Genomic DNA, 18,203 nt, shown 5'->3' with positions numbered 1-18,203 from the left:
CGTCTCTGCGCCACCTTTACTCAAGGTTACCCCTGTTGAACACACAAACACTTGATGCGTTTAACACCAGCACCCTAATCAGGGTACTGGCTATACTTTATTCAACAACAGGAGCGCTCGGTTTTGCTGTACGTTTTAACAGCATGATAAGCACCACAAGAGCACCGACACCTAAAAGTGCCCCAGTAAAACCAACACTTTCTAAGCCAATATAATGAATAGCTTGACCACCAACCAAGGCCCCTGCACCGATGCCCAAATTAATGATACCGGAATACAAAGACATAATAATATCGGCGGCGCTGTTATCGACTTTTAACACTCGTATTTGCATACTTAAGCCAATAATCATGATAGAAGCGCCCCACAACAGGATACAACCAATCAGCAAAGAGTCGCTTGGCGCAACGAAATACAAAACACTCATGCACATAGAGGCCAGCGTCACACTCGTCAACAACATCAAGGTATTCGATTTATCACCAAAATAACTGAACAATACACTGCCCACAATGCCTGCCGTACCGAACAAGAGTAGAACTAAGGTAGTGAAACTGCCACTGACAGCACCGATATCTTTTAAAAAAGGCTCAATGTAACTGTAAGCGGTATAATGAGCGGAAAAAATCATAAAGGTAAAAAAGTACATCGCCAGCAAAATACGATTACTCAATACCTCAGGCACCTTACTAAGAGACCCAGAGAACAAACTTGGCAAACTCGGCAGCAATCGGTACATCGCTAACATGATAAATAGAGCAATCACGGCAATCACCGCAAAGGTAGTGCGCCAATCTAAAAGCTGACCGATAATCCGTCCCGCAGGCACCCCCAACACCATAGCAAGCCCCGTTCCCGTCGCCAAGACACTCAAAGCAAACGTGTGCTTGCCTTGAGGTGCCACTCGAATAGCAATGGACGCGGTAATCGACCAAAACACCGCATGAGCAAACGCAATACCAATGCGGCTGACCAAGAGAACAGTGAAATTCCACGCCACAACAGACAAGATATGGCTAACCACGAACAAGCCAAACAGCCACATTAGCAAAACTTTGCGCTCAACTTTGCGCGTCAGCAGCATCATGGGCAAAGACATTAGTGCCACAATCCAAGCATAAATCGTCAGCATCCAGCCCACCTGAGCCGGCGCAATCAAAAAGCTTTGTGCAATGTCAGACAATAATCCAACGGGCACAAACTCAGTGGTGTTAAAAATAAACGCACTGAAGCCTAGCACAAAAACGCGCAAGTACTGGACACGGCGAGAAACCGTTTCCTCAGAAAGTGGGATAGAAGTCATGATAACCTGCAGGAAGATGAGCGAGAAGTAATCGTATTATTGTCCACTTTTTTGCCCATAACGGAATAGTGAAATATGAATGTTTATTGACAGTTACAATAATTCTTATCCTGCTCAATCTAAAAAAACCAAACAGGCCTTTACACCTTACGAAATAATCGTTCACAAATAAGAATTACTTTGATTTTTCATAAGAAATGCCATACAAAATACGCACTAAAATGACGCACCAAGCCGCTCCAAAAAAAGCACAAAAATCAACGTTGAAGGAACCAGCATGAACAATTTATCTGTTAAGGCAAAATTCATTACGCTTATTTTATCTATCATCATTATATTTTTAGTCGCACTCAGTTTAATAAAAGCAAAAAGTACAGAATTAGCAAACCGCTTTGACCGATTCTATGAAGAAAACCACAATGTCTCACTCAACCTAGAACGAGTTAAAGAAGCACAGATTAATATCATTCTTAATGTACGAGGCCTACAGATTGCTTATCTATTATCACTTGATCAGCAAATTCCGAGTTACCTAGAAGCTATATCAAAGAGCTACAACACAACACCATCCTTGATAAATGAACTTAATAAGGGCTTTTCTGAGCAGTCTGACGAGTCCACTAAACTGCTAACTCTCGTCAATGATTTTCAAAGCAAGACAAAAACCTTTGTCAGCGCTATGGAAAACTCAGCGGATAACAAAGCGCCTTTCCCCGTATTTTCTGCTTTCATCGCCTCATATAATGACTTGATGGCATACTTCACAGCACTCACAGACAAAACAAACACGGACGTCATACAGGCCAAACAACAAACAGAACGCCTGATTACAGAAATCGAAATCAACTTCTGGGCCTCCATCCTAGTGGCACTCATTATTTCTATTGTCCTTAGTTACTTGATATCAAACAACATAGTTCGAGGCATTTTAACGGTTCGTAATGCAGCCCAAGATATGGCAGAAGGCTACCTAAATAAGCCCGTCCACTTATCAGGAAAAGACGAAATCGCCGAACTTGGACACGCCATTAATACTTCTGCGAAGAATTTACGCTCTGTTCTATCGGGCGTTTTAAAGTCTGTTGATACAGTAAATAAAAATAGCCAAGACGTGCTAGACGCAAATCGAGAAGTGGGCGAATACTCCATTAGAATTATGGAAAATACGGCGCAAGTCGCCGTTGCCCTAGACCAGATGTCAGCCAATAACCGCACAATATCTCACAATACCCAACACTCTGCGCAAGCGACCGATGAAATACGCACAGTGGCACAAAACAGCTTATCCACTGCCAATAGCACATTAGAGGCCATCAACCAGCTCGTAACTTCGCTAAAAGACACAGGCACCATGGTCACGGCACTGCGAAGTGAAACGAGCAATATTGAAACCATACTTGACGTTATTCACGCCATTGCAGAACAAACCAATTTACTTGCTCTTAACGCAGCCATTGAAGCTGCGAGAGCGGGTGAACAGGGACGAGGGTTTGCCGTGGTGGCTGATGAAGTCAGAAACTTAGCTCAGCGTTCACAAGAAAGTGTAGGGGAAATAGAAAAACTGCTGACGCAACTCAATGCTGCCAGTACAAAAGCAGTCAGTAGCATGGAAACCTCAATGACCTTAGCGGAATCTTCGCGCAGCCAAGTAGAGCAAACCAATGCCCTCACAGGCAATATTCTCCATAGTATAAAAAACGTCTCCGAACAGACAAGGCTTATTGCCTCCTCTGCGGAAGAGCAAACTCTAGTCTGTGAAGATATCAGCAAAAAGATGCACGCCGTGAAAGACTTAACCCAACACAACGCGGACATAGCACAGAATTCTGGACGAGAAATGGCAGCCAGTAGCGTAGATGTCCAACAACAGCTTAGCTTCTTTAAACTCTAACACCACAATAACAAGGTCTCTAGCCTAAAAGATGAGAGTATAAAATCATAGCAGTGAGAGGCCTTCTCCTATTTCCAGCGACATTCGCTACTACTTGAACAAAAAAATCATGCAAAATTGACAAAAAATAACAAGAACAGGAACTATTCCCATTATTGTTTGTCGACTTGTATGTAGAATAGCTTCCAATGCACACTGTTTACATAAAAAGGAAATAATAATGACCCTGTTAGTAAAAACGACCATAGCGTCCTCAATCCGCAAAGCCTCTACATTGCTTGCCGTTGTAGGCACATCTGCACTGTCTTTTAGCAGCCTATCAGCGCATGCTGCTGGCGAAGTGAACGTTTACTCAGCACGTGCCGAAGCTCTAATCGCACCGCTTTTAGACAATTTTTCTAAGGAAAATGACGTCAAAGTCAACCTGATCACAGGTGATGCCGATGCCCTATTGAGCCGCTTACAATCCGAAGGCAGCGCAGTCCCAGCTGACGTATTTATTACCGTTGACGCAGGTCGTTTGTACCGTGCAAAAGACGCTGGCGTATTACAAGCATTTGAAACAGATAAGCTTAAAGAGGTTGTGCCAAGTCACCTTCAAGACCGTGATGGCTACTGGTATGGCTTATCGCAGCGCGCCCGCGTATTTTTATACAATCCAGAAACCGTTAATCCAGCCGAGCTTTCTACCTATGAAGATCTAGCCGATCCGAAGTGGAAAGGCAAAATTTGCATCCGCTCTTCAGGCAATATTTACAACCAATCTTTGGTTGCCTCAATGATCGACGCGCATGGCGAAGCCAAAACTCTAGAATGGATCAAAGGCTTAGTCGCGAACTTTGCTCGTCCACCAGCAGGCGGTGACACAGACCAGATTAAAGCCGCGGCAGCTGGCGTGTGTGACATTGCCATTGCCAATACTTACTACTTCGGTCGCCTAGGCCAAAGCGAAAAGCAAGAAGAACGTGATGTCTACAACAAACTGGTTATGTTCTGGCCAAACCAAGGCGCTAATGAGCGTGGTGTTCACGTTAACGTCAGTGGTATTGGCATGACAGCGTCAGCGAAAAACAAAGAAAATGCCACCAAACTGGTGGAGTTTTTAACCAACCAACAAAGCCAAGCATGGTACGCCGAAGTCAACAACGAATACCCTGTTGTTGAAGGCATTGCGCCACCGAAAAACCTCACCGTCTTTGGTGATTTCAAAGCCGATCAAGTGTCTTTGAGCGTATTGGGTGAAAATAATCGTCAGGCCGTCAAATTGATGGACCAAGGCGGCTGGAAATAAGCGAAACCTTCACCTGATATAGCAATCAAGAAGAGGCGTAATCACGCCTCTTCTTTCATCAAATTCCAAAACGCGTCGACCAGTGGATTCTTTAGGCTTTTCTTCAGTGTAAACAAGCCAATATCATAAGGCTCCAACTCAGGCTTCACATCCAGTACTTTAATCCGGTCCACCAACGGGCTGTTATCCAACACAATCTTTGGCACCACGCCAATACCAAAACCCAAACTCACCATGCTCACGATGGCTTCGTTACCGGTGACTTGTGCGTAGATACGTGGCGCAATGTCATGTTGGCGAAACCATTCATCGACACGGGTTCGAGACACACCACTTTCCGAGAGGATCATTGGAATATTCGCCCACTCTTGCTCTGTAATGGGTGTGTGAGTCGGCACATTTGGCACTTGCTGTTCAAGTGGCGCAATAAACAGCAAAGGCGAAATAGCGATCGGTTTGAACGCCAAACCACGGGGCAAATTCGCTGGCCTCGCGGCAATAGTAATGTCTTCTTTGCCATCTAAAATATGCGCAATAGCGTGTTCTGGATCACCGGTACGCAGTTTAATTTCAATCGCCGGATAAGCAATACGAAAGCGACGCAATAACTCGTACAAAAAACTGTAACTGGCTGTGACCGAGCCATAAAGGCTAATTTCGCCACTAAGTTGATCGGAATTATCCGTCAGTTCGTGGCGAATCAAGTTCCATTGCCGACTGGTATCCGGGCGTATTTAAGGAAGGTCTGCCCTTCTTTGGTCAAGACCACCGTCCGATTATCGCGATTAAACAGCGCGACGCCTAACTCGTCTTCTAAATGTCGAATGTTACGCGACAGGGCAGAAATACTAATATGGCATTCGTCGCTGGCACGGCCAAAATTCAACGTTTCCGCCAAAGCAAGAAATTGTTTAAGTGTCTTAATATTCATCCTGAAACCTTCATACAATGACTGTGCAATCATCATAAAACATGTTTGCAAAAAATGGGACACTGTATTGCAAATATATCAATTTACGAAAAGATTGCGCTAGGATACATTAACCCTACTCGCAGGACGTCATGAAAAGCATGGCTTGGCGACTGTGTAATCCATTTTTAATATCGGCGTGTTTTTATCGCAGATACCGTAATTTATCTTATAGGATGTGTAACATGGCTAACTACTTCAATACTTTGCCGCTACGTGAACAACTAGCAGAACTAGCAAAATGTCGCTTCATGAACAGCTCTGAATTTGCAGACGGCGTAGAAGCGTTGAAAGGCAAAAAAATGGTGGTTATCGGTTGTGGTGCACAAGGTCTTAACCAAGGCTTGAACCTACGCGACTCAGGTCTAGATGTGTCTTACGCATTGCGCCCAGAAGCCATTGCTCAAAAACGCCAATCTTGGAAAAACGCCACTGAAAACGGCTTCACTGTTGGCACATACGAAGAATTGATTCCAACCGCTGACGTGGTACTTAACCTAACACCAGATAAGCAACACACTGCGGTTGTAAACGCTGTTATGCCACTAATGAAAGAAGGCGCTTGCCTATCTTACTCTCACGGCTTCAACATCGTTGAAGAAGGCATGAAAATCCGTAAAGACTTGACCGTTATCATGGTGGCGCCTAAGTGCCCTGGCTCTGAAGTACGTGCAGAATACGTTCGTGGCTTCGGTGTTCCTACATTGATCGCGGTTCACGAAGACAACGATCCTAAAGGCGAAGGTCTTGCGCTAGCAAAAGCGTACGCTGTGGGTACGGGCGGTCACAAAGCAGGCGTTCTAATGTCTTCTTTCATCGCTGAAGTAAAATCTGACCTTATGGGCGAGCAAACCATCCTTTGTGGTATGTTGCAAACAGGTTCTATCCTTTGCTTCGACAAAATGGTTGAAGAAGGCATCGACCCAGGTTATGCGTCTCGCTTGATCCAATACGGTTGGGAAACCATCACCGAAGCCTTGAAATACGGCGGCGTAACCAACATGCTAGATCGTCTTTCTAACCCAGCTAAGATCAAAGCGTTCGATCTTTCTGAAGAGCTAAAAGTGATCATGCGTCCTTTGTACAACAAGCATCAAGACGACATCATCAGTGGCCACTTCTCTCAAACTATGATGGAAGACTGGGCCAACGACGACGTTAACTTGCTGAAGTGGCGTGCAGAAACCGCTGAAACTAACTTCGAGAAAACACCAGCTGGCGATGTGAAAATTTCTGAACAAGAATTCTTTGACAACGGTATATTGATGGTGGCTATGGTTAAAGCCGGCGTAGAGCTTGCTTTCGAAACTATGACTGCAGCGGGCATCGTTGCAGAATCGGCTTACTACGAGTCTCTACACGAAACACCATTGATCGCAAACACCATCGCTCGTAAGAAATTGTACGAAATGAACGCGACCATCTCTGATACTGCGGAATACGGTTGCTACCTATACAACCACGCGTGTGTACCACTGTTGGCAGACTTCATGAAAGGCATCAAAACTGACGTGATCGGTAAAGGTCTTTCTGTAGAAGACAATGGCGTAGACAACAAACGCTTGATCGAAGTAAACACAGCGCTACGCTCTCACCCAGTTGAGGCTGTAGGTGCGGTGTTACGCGGTCATATGGCGGACATGAAAAAGATCGTTTAATACGATTATTACGCTCGCCAATACTTTGTTAAAAATAGACTCGAAATGCTCAAAAATCTGTAGGAACAGATTTAAACAGCTTTAGCTGGCCCGAAGGGTGGAGCGCAGGATGCGCGGAGTATTTATACTTATAAACTCTGCTTTCTCGTCTATTTTTGCCTCGTCTTGGCTTCGCTCATGACATCGTAATGTTTATATAAAAAGCCGAGTTATCGTAAGAAACTCGGCTTTTTTGTCTCTTTTTTCTCATTACCACATTAGGAAATACCATGGACAGCCTCCGCTTAGACAGTATTCTCTTCAAACAAGTAACAGTGAACTTTGATGATCGCTTTACCCTAAGCGAGATTGACTGGACCATTGAACCCAACCAACATTGGGTGATTACTGGCACCAATGGTGCTGGAAAATCGGCTTTAGCCGCTGTATTAGCGGGAGTTGGCGACATTGAACGCGGCACCGTCACTGGCCTTCCGAAAAACGTGGGATTGGTCTCTTTTGAAGCCCAAGCGGAGCTGATTGCTAAAGAGTTGAAAAAAGACGACGCCGACATCATGGATGTAATTTCCCTTGGCACGCCAGTACGGGAAATGATTTTCGATCACTGCCAGGATCCAGAACTTGCACAGGAACTAGTGGAAAAGTTTGGTATTTATCCACTGTTGGATCGCGCCTTTCGCAAACTCTCTACCGGCGAAACCCGCAAAGTCATGTTAATTCGCGCGTTGGCGAACAAGCCTGACTTGCTGATATTAGACGAACCCTTTGATGGTTTAGACGTCGACACCCTTGCCATGCTGCAAGCTCACCTTGCTTCCATCATAGACACCACACCCATGGTCATGGTGCTCAATCGCTTCGATGAAATGCCTGACTTTATTACTCATATTGCGTATGTTGATAATGGACGTTTGGCACTGACGGTAGATAAAAGCGACGACAACGCCTTCAACGAGCTGTACCAATTACTGCATTTGAAAACCACGAATCTAGACATCCCAGAGGCAGATCCAGTCAATAAACTGCCCGTACTAGACCCATGCCAGCCTCTGGTGAAACTCAACCAAGCCACCATTAAATACGGCGATACCATCATTGTTGATAAACTGGATTGGACCATTGAACGCGGCCAGCACTGGCAACTCAGTGGCCCCAACGGCAGCGGCAAAACCGGCGTATTGTCATTGATCACCGGCGATCATCCCCAGTGTTACGTAAACGATATTTTCGTCTTCGGCTTCCAACGTGGTAAGGGCGAAAGCATCTGGCAAATCAAACAATTTATCGGCTATGTTTCCACATCCTTGCAATGGGAATACCGCGTCAGCACCAGTTGCAAAAACGTCATAATTTCTGGCTTCTACGACAGCATCGGCATGTACACCAAATCCTCCGATAACCAGAAGAAAATCGCCGACCAATGGCTTGCGCTGCTTGGCATGACAGACCGCGCCGACCAACCCTTTAACAAACTATCTTATGGCGACCAGCGCCTACTGCTAATCGCCCGCGCCATGGTGAAACACCCGCCACTCTTGATCCTAGACGAACCCTGCCTCGGCCTCGACGACATGAACCGACAGCTCGTCCTCGCCCTCATAGAGAAAATTTGCCAAGGCTCCGAGACCACTGTTTTGTATGTTAACCATCACGCAGAAGATAAGATCAAAGGGATAGAGAACTACTTGGAGTTGAAGAAGAGCTGATAGGATTTACTCCGCTCAGAAACGACAAAAGCCAACTCAATGAGTTGGCTTTTGTGTTTTTAATTTCTCAGAATCTATTTAGCAAGACTCTCTATCTTACATAGCCATTCGTGGAAACCAAGACACATTTCTCGTATTTTAGGGATACCCATTTCTTCTGCTATATTTGGCCCATGTGTCGTTTTTCTATATTTCGTATGCTTTAACAAACGCTTAGAAGGGGCGGTTTCTACAGAGTTATTAATAGCTTCAGGATTGCCATTAAATTCGCTCAAGACATCCTGACACCATTGCAGAACATCACTATCATTTAATCCTCTCGCCATAGATTCAGGGCAAGAAAATAAAAGACCTTCGAACTCATACATTTGAACATATGGAATAAGTCTTGGCTTCACACCTGCATGAACAGAATCTATCAACCTTTGTTCTAATTCTTCTTTAGTTTCGTTACCTAATCTTTTTTTGAACCCATAAAAATCATACAGAGTTGTAACAAAGTCAAAATTATTAGCAATCTTTTTCAACTCATTTTTAGCACGCTCAACATTCACATCACCACCCATTGAGATAGGCGTCATATAAATTCCTTTCGCAGCTAAATACGGTTCTAAAACCATTTTAACAAACCGTTCTTCCGTGGGGCCTTCGACTGATATCCCTATTCTTACCATTCAGGGCGCCCCCTATAATATTTTTAGACCAAATGTCTCCCATGGCGTAATCTTCTAACCAATCTTTTAGATCAACCTCATCAACCCGTTTAAACGTTGATGCGCCTTTTTCCTGATCAACAACAATGAAGTCTTCTGGATTAAACTGATTGGCAAAAGTAACAGACTGAGTAGAACAGATAACTTGATTTTCTTTCGCCGTCGCTTTCACAATATCAGCTAGTACCTCTAAAGCTGCTGGGTGCAAACCAAGCTCAGGTTCATCAAGAATAATCGTTTTTGGCCTCAATGACTTAGGCTGTAAGAACAAGGTTGCCATGCAAATAAAACGTGCCGTACCATCCGACAGTTGATTTGCAGAAAAAGGCTCATCATGATCTCGATGAATCCATTTAAGTAACACCTTCTGATCACCATCATTACCGCGAGGTTCAAGATAAAAATCGTGGAAATAAGGCGCTACCGTTTTTATCGCATCCACTATATCTCGATAACTCTTAAAGAACTCATTAGTTTCTTCACTGTCTTTCAAAAAGTATAAAAAAGCAGCCAAATTGCCTGCGTCATGCTGTAGATAGTCAACAGATTCTAGTGAGGATGCTTTTTAAAAGATGCGGTTGGGCCTGTGTCATGAAAATGATAAACACGACAATCTTCAAGATACTTTCTAGTATAGTTACGAACTGCTGGGCTTTGTGCCTCAGTTCCAGGAAGTAAACCACTTTCGCCTTTAGAACCTACAATCTCAAAGTTCTTTCCTGAGGTCACTATCGTACAAAACTCTTCTTTGAAAACTAAATTGTCATCATTGCTACCATGAACAAATTTCACATGGTATCCATTGAAACCAACTTCAATATCAATTTCTATTTGATTTGTTACTTTAGAGCCAAAATAAAAGAACGTATTTGCGAAACCATTTTGTTCAATATAAGTCCGTAGTTTTCCTTCTGACAAATTTCGCAGAAAAGTAAATAAGGAAATAAAATTAGACTTGCCCGAGCCATTAGCTCCAATGACAATATTGATAGGCTTCATTTTCAAATCCATCTCTTTGATAGACTTAAAGCCTTTGATAGCGACACGCTCTAAGTGTGTGCTCTGATTATCAGTCATTTTACACCTACAAACTACATTAATTATGAGTCACAGTATACCAATAGATCATGTCTAAACACGATCCAATTGGGCTTAGCTAAAATTATAAGTCTGCGATGCTGACTGAGATACTTTCTTCATTGGCGCGTTCCTTCGCGAGAGCTAACAATTCCATATCTTCCAATTTATCCATTAAGGCTTCATAGGCTTCAGCTGGAACACAGTAAAACGCAGGTTCATTGCGGTTTAATACCGCAACCGCTTTACCATGTGCGCTTGCAGCAACTTTCATCGGGTTAGCTTTAAATTCCGTAATGCTTGCAGCCACATCGGAAAGGATTCTAGAAGTCATTTAAAAGCACCTTTAATCGACCTATTAAAAGATCATTTCAATTTCCATTTGATCACTTATCAAGCAGAGGTTTATTAACTAGCTCTAGATAAAGTATTTGCTCTGCCCTTCACTCAAACCAAAACAAGTTGATAGAAAGTCGTATTTTTTAGAGATAAGATAAACAAACCATCAATAATGAAACCTATAGGAAACACTGTGAATCATACTCTACGCTCGATAACGCTTGTACTGGCTTGTGTCGCCAGTCTCTCTGCTCACGCAGATCCAAAAACACCAGGCACTCATAAAGGCTATTCCACCATTGATATGACGACGGCGGGTATGCCGTCGGATGTCACTATGATCTCTGTTGCGGACATTAAGCAAGAGCTTCAAGGCAAAGCGCCGTTTGCGGTGGGCTTTGATATCGATGATACGACCCTGTTTAGCACACCCGTTTTTTATCGTGGTCAGCAAGAGTTTTCGCCAAATGGTTACTCTTACCTAACGAATCAAGACTTTTGGGATAAAGCAAACTGTGGCTGGGACGCATTCAGCATGCCTAAGAACATTGCTAAAGAGTTAATTGCCATGCACCAAGAACGCGGCGATAGCATTTACTTTATTACAGGCCGTACTGGTTCCGATTGTAACTTTACTACGGAGTACTTGAAAAAAGCATTTGATATCAAAGAGATGCACGATGTCATTTTTGCGGGATCAAGCCGTACCGAATACACCAAGACCAAATACATAAAACAGCATGACATCAAAATTTATTACGGTGATGCAGATGGCGACATTATTTCTGCCCGTGACGCAGGCGCCGAGGGTATTCGTGTCATGCGCGCAGCGAACTCTAGCTACACACCGATTCCTAAAAATGGCATCTATGGCGAACGAGTGTTGAAAGACTCCCAGTACTAATCTCACTTTCGATTAGTATCAGATAACAAAAACCAACAATCATGGGATTGTTGGCTTTTTCTAGTATTTCGCTAATTCAAGACAGCGAACTCTATCTATGAAAATACTGGCTAACCAATTTTTGCACTAGATTCCAGATGCTTTTTGAACCTGCGCTAATCACTGAACCATAACGCTGTTTAACTTGTTCATGACTGACATTACCTTCAATCCATGTACCGCCATTGGTTGCTACGTTGTGAATCAATGGTTGTAGTCGGTCTAGAGATTTCGCAAATATGGCGTCATTTGTTTCAGCGGCTTCAAATTCGTACCAAAGGGCTTTGAGTTCTTCACCTTGCGATGTTGGTAATAAACCAAAGAGACGATCCGCAGCTTTTTGCTCTGCCTCATCTTGAGCTGTGTTATCCACCGTTTCATGTATCGGGTGATCACCCGCGTCGATTTCAACAATGTCATGGATCAAGAGCATTTTGATCACGCGCTCAATATTAATCTCTTTGTCAGAACTGTCTTTTAGGATTAAGGCATACATTGCCAAATGCCACGAATGTTCGGCAGAGTTCTCTCTTCGTGATTGATCAATCAATGGCGATTTACGGATAACAGATTTTAGCTGGTCTATCTCACGTAAAAAGGCAAATTGTTTATCGAGAGTTTGGTCGTTTAGCTGCTTTGGCATGAAATACCTTAATCTGTCTTAACTGAAAATTTGATCAAGAGTAACCAAGAATCCATGAGAATTCGACCCTAAGCTTTCAAAACTACTCTTCAGATAGAAGCATTATGCTTCTGCCAAATTTGTCATCGCTTCCTCTGATTGCAGGCGCAATTCTTCAATCACTGTATTTAGCCCCGGAAAGCCGCCAATGGCTTGAGCAATCCAATCCGCTGCGTTTGGAATGATTTCTACTAATTGAGGAAGATCATTGACGCATAAAAACTTGATGCCAGGATCGGTCGCTTTGCTAAGCAACGCTAGCGTGTCGCTGGCTGGTTGTCCTTTCCCCTGCCCGCTTGAAATATGAAGATGATCATCTACCAGGCTGATTTTGGCTTCTTGGTCATGGATACAAGCGTGGTTGTGCAACCCCTGCGGGAGAAATTGCGCCAAGTTGCGAAATCGATACGTTATGTTAATGAAAAAGTCATCAGGATAACGGGCAAACAATTCGGCCATCTTTGAACGTCGAAAGGGATGAACAACATGCGCCGCAGAAAACAGTTTTGTGGCGGGATATCCTGTGATTTGCGCCGCATTGATCTGCATAAAACAATGAAATTTCGCTGGGTCTTCTCGCATTTCGTCACAGCTAAGCACCTGACTGTAATCAACCCATTTGCCTCGCAGAATAGGAGTAAGACCGTCAAAAACATCAACAGGACTGAGCGGTGCCGTTAAAAACACATCGTCATTGAAGTACATAAATCGCTCACTCAGCCCTTCTATCCGCCAGAGCATGCTCTCAATCGCCAAGGAGTTGAAAGTCGGCAAAAATTGTGTGAAGCCATCAAAGATTTCCGCATGATAAACAAGATGTACTTTGGCTTTAATGCTTTCTGAGAGGCTTGATAAATCAGGACCTTCCTCATCCACAACCACCCAAATTTTGTTTATCCATGGCGCGTGGTTTTCAATGGATTGAATACAGAACAAAATTTCATCGCTGCATACCCAGCGATGTGGATTGGCGGCATTTTCGTGTAGCGGTAATGGCTCCATTGCCATATAGGTTTGCCGCTTCTGGCGGTGTTTCGTAGCATTCCCATTAACCCAAGTGATAACCGCATCAATTGGATCAAGCTCGTGCTCGGTTGCATTACTTAGCATATCAGTATCCGTATACATTGATGATATTTTAGCTGATGCCACAACGGGTTCAGACTGATCATCGAGCGAGTCAATTCTAGGTAGGTCAACTCTTCACTGAGTTGATTTGATAGTGAGTCTATCGATTACTTTTAGCCATTAAGAGGAGATAAAGAGCGATATATGGCTAGTTTTCTAATGATACCACACATCAAGAACTGCCTGATCTTATTCGTCTTTCATCAACTAACGAGCAGATTTCATTGCTAATATTGATATCCATTACCTCAAAAATACCACTGTTCGCGAAAGAAAATAGTGTTCTAATTTAATGAAACAATAGAAAATGAGATTTATTATTTTTCAGGACTTGAGGGAATCAATCAATGGAATGGCGTGATGTTTTGACAGCGTTAAAAAACAAAGGCTACAACGCTAAATTCAATGACGCTCGTAATCAAATAATAATCGGATCATGGAGAAATAATTACCGTTTTAACATATGTCGCAATGTAGTCACCAAACGCCTCTGCACTGGAATATACTCCTAGCTCACAATTTTTATTTGGCTTTTGGGTAAGTAGCTTCATCATAATATTTAACTCTTCATCATTCCGAGGCCTATCTGATACGTTAAGCCTAAGCTTTTATGCCTTTATGTTTTTGAGCATTCTTTATATTCGTTATCTTGGTAAAAAAGAACGTAGTACCAAACAGGACTTAGATGCTCTACTTTTTGAACTAAACCTAGACGAGTACAAGGCGAATCAAACACTTACTGACGCATAATGACACAATAAAACGAGATAAAAGCATAATGAAGTAAACAAAACGAATTTCGAGTTTACTGCCTAAGGCGCTAACAAACTCTTTTCAGGCGTTGATAGTTTGACGTCTGCAGAATGATTTTCGATACGAGAAATAGCATTTTTTGTGTATGCAACCGATCAGCAAGATCCATTTGCGTTAGACCAGCACTGATGAGAAGTACCTTTTAGGAGAACACAAAACTTAAGAACCTGAAAACCGTCATCGTAATTCTCAAAAAACTCACATCATTAGCCTTGCACATTTGCAATGTATTATTTTTTAGATCTCTCTTGACGCTTCCCCTTTGCAAGCGTAAAAATAAGCCCTATGACTAACCTATCTCTTACTCAACAACGAATTATTATCATCATTCCTAGGAGTGGTGGGTTCGTTGTTGAGTAAAATAAAGCAAACCCGCCCAAGAGGCGGGTTTCTTTTTTCTGCTTCTTGGGTCTTAACAGGAAGCCAATATGAATACACACGATTCCCCTACCCATGTAGCCGATGAGGCTGACAATACAGCTTCGTCCGCACGCTTTTCGTTCGTTGAGGCCGAGCACGCTGTACTCAAGTTTTGGCAGGACAAGCAGATTTTCAAGCGCTCTCTTGAAGCGTCTAAGCCCAAACCAGACTACGTATTTTATGACGGCCCACCCTTTGCAACTGGCTTGCCCCATCACGGACATTTGGTTGCCTCGACGATCAAAGACATCATTCCACGTTACTTCACCATGAAGGGTTTCCATGTAGAGCGTCGTTTTGGTTGGGATTGTCATGGTTTGCCTATCGAACACGAAATCGATAAATCCCTCGGCATGTCAGCCAAAGAAGCGGTAGAAAGCTTGGGCATTGCCCGCTACAACGCGGAATGCCGTGGCATCGTGCAGCGCTATGCCAGTGAATGGGAGAAAACCATCACTCGCCTTGGCCGTTGGGTGGACTTTGAAAACGACTACCGCACCATGGAGCCTTGGTATATGGAATCCGTCTGGTGGGTGTTCAAACAGTTATGGGACAAAGGGCTGGTCTATCAAGGCGACAAGGTAATCGCCTATTCCACTGAGCTGGAAACCGTACTGTCTAACTTTGAAGCCAGCTCTAACTACAAGGAGGTGCAAGACCCTGCCATCACGGTATTGTTCAAATTAACCGACGAAGACGCCTATTTTGCCGCTTGGACCACCACGCCTTGGACCCTGCCGTCCAACCTTGCCCTGTGTGTTGGCCCCAATATCCCCTACGTCAAAGTACACGACGCAACCATGGGCAAAACGCTTTGGCTTGCTCAGGCTCAGCTCGACACTGTCTGCAAAGGTCGAGAGGTGGAGATTCTGGATCGTGCGTTAGGTGCTGAGCTGAGTGGCAAACACTACGAGCCGCTTTTTCCCTATTTCAGCCACTTGAATGAAGCTGGCGCTTTTCACGTATTCGCGGACGATTTTGTCTCCACTGGAAGCGGCACTGGCATCGTCCACATCGCCCCCGCATTCGGAGAAGACGATAACCGCGTCTGCAAAGCCAATGGTTTGCAAGCCACCGTTTGTCCACTGGACAGCCGCGGACGCTTTACCCATGACGTAGCCGATTACCAAGGCCAATATGTAAAAGATGCCGACAAAGCCATCATGCAAGCCCTAAAAGCCCGTGATGTGCTTTATCGTCAAGAAACCATCGTACACAGCTATCCATTCTGTCCGCGCTCCGACACACCGATCATCTACCGTTCTGTGCCATCTTGGTACATTAAAGTAGAACAAATGCGTGGTGAACTGTTGGCAAACAACGAACAAATCAACTGGGTGCCAGATCACATCCAGCAAGGCCGCATGGGCAAATGGTTAGAAGGCGCGATCGACTGGTCTGTGTCACGCAACCGTTACTGGGGGACACCTCTTCCCATCTGGGTCAACGATGTCACAGGCAATCACCTTTGTCTTGGCTCTCGGCAAGAGCTGAAAGCCTACACAGGCGCGGACGTGGACGACTTACACCGCGACCACGTGGACGAACTTAGCTTCTCCCTTACAGGAGAAGCAGGCACCTATCGACGTATTGCCGAAGTATTCGACTGCTGGTTTGAATCCGGTGCCATGCCTTACGCCCAAGTGCATTATCCCTTTGAAAATAAAGAACAATTTGAGCATAACTTTCCTGCGGCCTTTATCGCAGAAGGCGTCGATCAAACACGCGGTTGGTTTTATACCTTACAAGTACTTAGCCAGTGCTTGTTCGGACAACCTGCGTTTAAAAACGTCATCGTCAATGGCATTGTCATGGCGGAAGACGGCAAAAAGATGTCCAAACGCCTAAAAAACTATACACCACCCGATACGCTGATGGAAAACTATGGTGCCGATGCTCTACGGCTTTACCTCATCAACTCAGGATTGGTGAAGGCTGAAGAGCAACGCTTTGCCGACACAGGTGTGCAAGACATGGTGCGGCAAGTCTTATTGCCTTGGCTAAATGGCTTTCGCTTTTTTGCCACCTACGCCGAAATCGACCAGTGGCAAGACAAAGGCAGCAATGAGGCACCCAACAACATCTTGGATCAGTGGATCTTGTCCCGTCTACAAACGCTCACCGCCAAGGTCAATCAGGAGATGCAAGCCTACCACTTGTATAACGTGGTGCCTGCGTTATTCGAGTTTATAGAAGACCTCACCAACGGCTACATCCGTTTGAATCGCGCTCGCTTTTGGCAAAAAGAATTAAACGCCGATAAGCAGCAAGCCTTTCAAACCTTGTATCGCTGCTTAGATACGTTCAACCGATTGATGGCACCTTTCACGCCATTTATGGCAGAACACTTATATCAAGCACTTTTGCCTTTCTCGGCAAGCAGCCAAGCAGAGTCTGTGCATTTGTGTGATTATCCAAGTACCGATGGCAACCTGAAACAAGAGGATTTAGAAGCCAGTGTCGCGCGCGTTCAACACATCTTGGTGATGGGGCGACAACTGCGCAACGACCTTAGAATCAAATTAAAAACGCCACTTAAAACACTCACCGTGTTGCATAAAGACGCCTACGTGCTGGAAGACATCACCCGTCTTAAAGATTACATCCAAACGGAACTGAATATAAAAAACGTGCTGTTTAGCCGCCAAGAAAGTGACTATATCGACTTTTATGCCAAAGCGAACTTTCCCGTCTTAGGTAAACGTCTAGGGAAGCAAATGAAGCACTACGCTGCCCTCATCGCCAAACTGGATGAAACAACCTTAGATCACTTGGAGAAGCAAGGTGAAATAGAACTGGATGGATTGACCTTCAATCAAGAAGAAATCCAACTCTTTAGACAGGCCAAAGCCAGCACAGTGACGGCTTCCAATCGCTTTATTTCGATCAACATTGATCCAGAGCTAACCGAGGAATTAATCGCCGAAGGCGCTATGCGCGAGATAGTGAGCCACATCCAAAAACTTCGTAAGCAGCAAGATTATAAAGTACTGGATCGAATCCATGTGTCTATCGACGCCAGCGATACTGTGAAGCATTGGTGTCAGCAACACCTTAGTTATATCCAATCAGAAACGTTAGCTGACGAGGTGCACTTTACGCCTTTGCCTGACAGGGTTGTGTCTATAACGACCGACCTTGGCGAAGTGAAAGTTGCAGTTGAAAAAGCAACAAATCACTAAGCTTATCCAGCGCGCCATAGTGTTTGTTTATGGCGCGCTGGATCTTTCTTTTTTAGCTTATGTCATCGCTATTATTGCGCGCCTCTG

At 44.3% G+C, this 18,203-nt stretch carries 13 protein-coding genes and 1 pseudogene; 6 read left to right on the top strand and 8 right to left on the bottom strand.

The features are described from left to right. Nucleotides 1-97: 97 nt before the first annotated feature. Nucleotides 98-1,303, bottom strand: a complete 1,206-nt coding sequence (locus ONZ52_RS20025) for a sugar transporter (protein ID WP_265220422.1) — start codon at nucleotides 1,301-1,303, stop codon at nucleotides 98-100. Between the two features lie 277 nt (nucleotides 1,304-1,580). On the opposite strand from ONZ52_RS20025, the gene ONZ52_RS20020 reads away from it, so the two are divergent. Then, on the top strand, nucleotides 1,581-3,194 hold the full coding sequence (locus tag ONZ52_RS20020) for a methyl-accepting chemotaxis protein (RefSeq protein ID WP_265220421.1): 1,614 nt from the start codon (nucleotides 1,581-1,583) through the stop codon (nucleotides 3,192-3,194). A 220-nt stretch (nucleotides 3,195-3,414) separates the two neighbouring features. Continuing rightward, nucleotides 3,415-4,485: a Fe(3+) ABC transporter substrate-binding protein gene (locus tag ONZ52_RS20015; RefSeq protein WP_321160384.1), complete on the top strand. Its 1,071-nt coding sequence runs from the start codon at nucleotides 3,415-3,417 to the stop codon at nucleotides 4,483-4,485. Nucleotides 4,486-4,526: 41 nt separating this feature from the next. Here ONZ52_RS20015 and ilvY read toward each other — a convergent pair. Further along, nucleotides 4,527-5,416, bottom strand: a pseudogene (gene ilvY, locus ONZ52_RS20010) (HTH-type transcriptional activator IlvY). 224 nt (nucleotides 5,417-5,640) lie between these two features. Here ilvY and ilvC point away from each other — a divergent pair. Together ilvC and modF are read left to right on the top strand one after the other, a co-directional pair. Next, nucleotides 5,641-7,113 carry a ketol-acid reductoisomerase gene (gene ilvC / locus ONZ52_RS20005; protein WP_265220420.1) on the top strand — a complete coding sequence of 491 codons (1,473 nt, stop codon included), beginning with the start codon at nucleotides 5,641-5,643 and terminating at the stop codon, nucleotides 7,111-7,113. Between the two features lie 269 nt (nucleotides 7,114-7,382). Continuing rightward, nucleotides 7,383-8,819 carry a molybdate ABC transporter ATP-binding protein ModF gene (gene modF, locus ONZ52_RS20000; RefSeq protein WP_265220419.1) on the top strand — a complete coding sequence of 479 codons (1,437 nt, stop codon included), beginning with the start codon at nucleotides 7,383-7,385 and terminating at the stop codon, nucleotides 8,817-8,819. Nucleotides 8,820-8,893: 74 nt separating this feature from the next. Here the strand turns inward: modF and ONZ52_RS19995 are convergent, their stop codons facing one another. The 4 genes from ONZ52_RS19995 to ONZ52_RS19980 all read right to left on the bottom strand — a co-directional run bounded on the left by ONZ52_RS19995 (nucleotide 8,894) and on the right by ONZ52_RS19980 (nucleotide 10,943). Then, the gene (locus ONZ52_RS19995; protein ID WP_265220418.1) at nucleotides 8,894-9,439 is read right to left on the bottom strand and encodes a DUF4276 family protein; all 546 of its coding nucleotides are present in this window, start codon (nucleotides 9,437-9,439) and stop codon (nucleotides 8,894-8,896) included. Between the two features lies 1 nt (nucleotide 9,440). Further along, the gene (locus ONZ52_RS19990; RefSeq protein ID WP_265220417.1) at nucleotides 9,441-10,046 is read right to left on the bottom strand and encodes an AAA family ATPase; all 606 of its coding nucleotides are present in this window, start codon (nucleotides 10,044-10,046) and stop codon (nucleotides 9,441-9,443) included. Nucleotides 10,047-10,081: 35 nt separating this feature from the next. Further along, entirely contained in the window at nucleotides 10,082-10,609 is a 528-nt protein-coding gene (locus ONZ52_RS19985; RefSeq protein WP_265220416.1) for an AAA family ATPase, read from the bottom strand. 85 nt (nucleotides 10,610-10,694) lie between these two features. After that, nucleotides 10,695-10,943 carry a type II toxin-antitoxin system Phd/YefM family antitoxin gene (locus ONZ52_RS19980; protein WP_265220415.1) on the bottom strand — a complete coding sequence of 83 codons (249 nt, stop codon included), beginning with the start codon at nucleotides 10,941-10,943 and terminating at the stop codon, nucleotides 10,695-10,697. Nucleotides 10,944-11,141: 198 nt separating this feature from the next. Here ONZ52_RS19980 and aphA point away from each other — a divergent pair, with 198 nt between their 5' ends. Further along, on the top strand, nucleotides 11,142-11,852 hold the full coding sequence (aphA, locus tag ONZ52_RS19975) for an acid phosphatase AphA (protein ID WP_265220414.1): 711 nt from the start codon (nucleotides 11,142-11,144) through the stop codon (nucleotides 11,850-11,852). Between the two features lie 91 nt (nucleotides 11,853-11,943). Here aphA and ONZ52_RS19970 read toward each other — a convergent pair whose 3' ends face one another. After that, complete coding sequence (locus ONZ52_RS19970) at nucleotides 11,944-12,534, bottom strand: HD domain-containing protein (protein WP_265220413.1); 591 nt, start codon at nucleotides 12,532-12,534, stop codon at nucleotides 11,944-11,946. A 102-nt stretch (nucleotides 12,535-12,636) separates the two neighbouring features. Then, complete coding sequence (locus ONZ52_RS19965; protein WP_265220412.1) at nucleotides 12,637-13,683, bottom strand: Stealth CR1 domain-containing protein; 1,047 nt, start codon at nucleotides 13,681-13,683, stop codon at nucleotides 12,637-12,639. Between the two features lie 1,259 nt (nucleotides 13,684-14,942). Here ONZ52_RS19965 and ileS point away from each other — a divergent pair. Then, entirely contained in the window at nucleotides 14,943-18,116 is a 3,174-nt protein-coding gene (ileS, locus tag ONZ52_RS19960) for an isoleucine--tRNA ligase (protein WP_265220411.1), read from the top strand. The last annotated feature ends 87 nt before the right edge of the window (nucleotides 18,117-18,203 follow it).

This window comes from Marinomonas rhodophyticola, from assembly GCF_026113935.1.
Classification (GTDB): domain Bacteria; phylum Pseudomonadota; class Gammaproteobacteria; order Pseudomonadales; family Marinomonadaceae; genus Marinomonas; species Marinomonas rhodophyticola.
Note: the sequence above shows the minus strand (reverse complement) of the source record. Positions and strands in the feature narration are given on the sequence as shown.

Coding starts and splice junctions, on each gene's coding strand:
- ONZ52_RS20025 (WP_265220422.1), bottom strand. CDS start 1,303: ATGACTTCTATCCCACTTTCTGAGGAAACGGTTTCTCGCCGTGTCCAG.
- ONZ52_RS20020 (WP_265220421.1), top strand. CDS start 1,581: ATGAACAATTTATCTGTTAAGGCAAAATTCATTACGCTTATTTTATCT.
- ONZ52_RS20015 (WP_321160384.1), top strand. CDS start 3,415: ATGACCCTGTTAGTAAAAACGACCATAGCGTCCTCAATCCGCAAAGCC.
- ilvC (WP_265220420.1), top strand. CDS start 5,641: ATGGCTAACTACTTCAATACTTTGCCGCTACGTGAACAACTAGCAGAA.
- modF (WP_265220419.1), top strand. CDS start 7,383: ATGGACAGCCTCCGCTTAGACAGTATTCTCTTCAAACAAGTAACAGTG.
- ONZ52_RS19995 (WP_265220418.1), bottom strand. CDS start 9,439: ATGGTTTTAGAACCGTATTTAGCTGCGAAAGGAATTTATATGACGCCT.
- ONZ52_RS19985 (WP_265220416.1), bottom strand. CDS start 10,609: ATGACTGATAATCAGAGCACACACTTAGAGCGTGTCGCTATCAAAGGC.
- ONZ52_RS19980 (WP_265220415.1), bottom strand. CDS start 10,943: ATGACTTCTAGAATCCTTTCCGATGTGGCTGCAAGCATTACGGAATTT.
- ONZ52_RS19970 (WP_265220413.1), bottom strand. CDS start 12,534: ATGCCAAAGCAGCTAAACGACCAAACTCTCGATAAACAATTTGCCTTT.
- ONZ52_RS19965 (WP_265220412.1), bottom strand. CDS start 13,683: ATGCTAAGTAATGCAACCGAGCACGAGCTTGATCCAATTGATGCGGTT.
- ileS (WP_265220411.1), top strand. CDS start 14,943: ATGAATACACACGATTCCCCTACCCATGTAGCCGATGAGGCTGACAAT.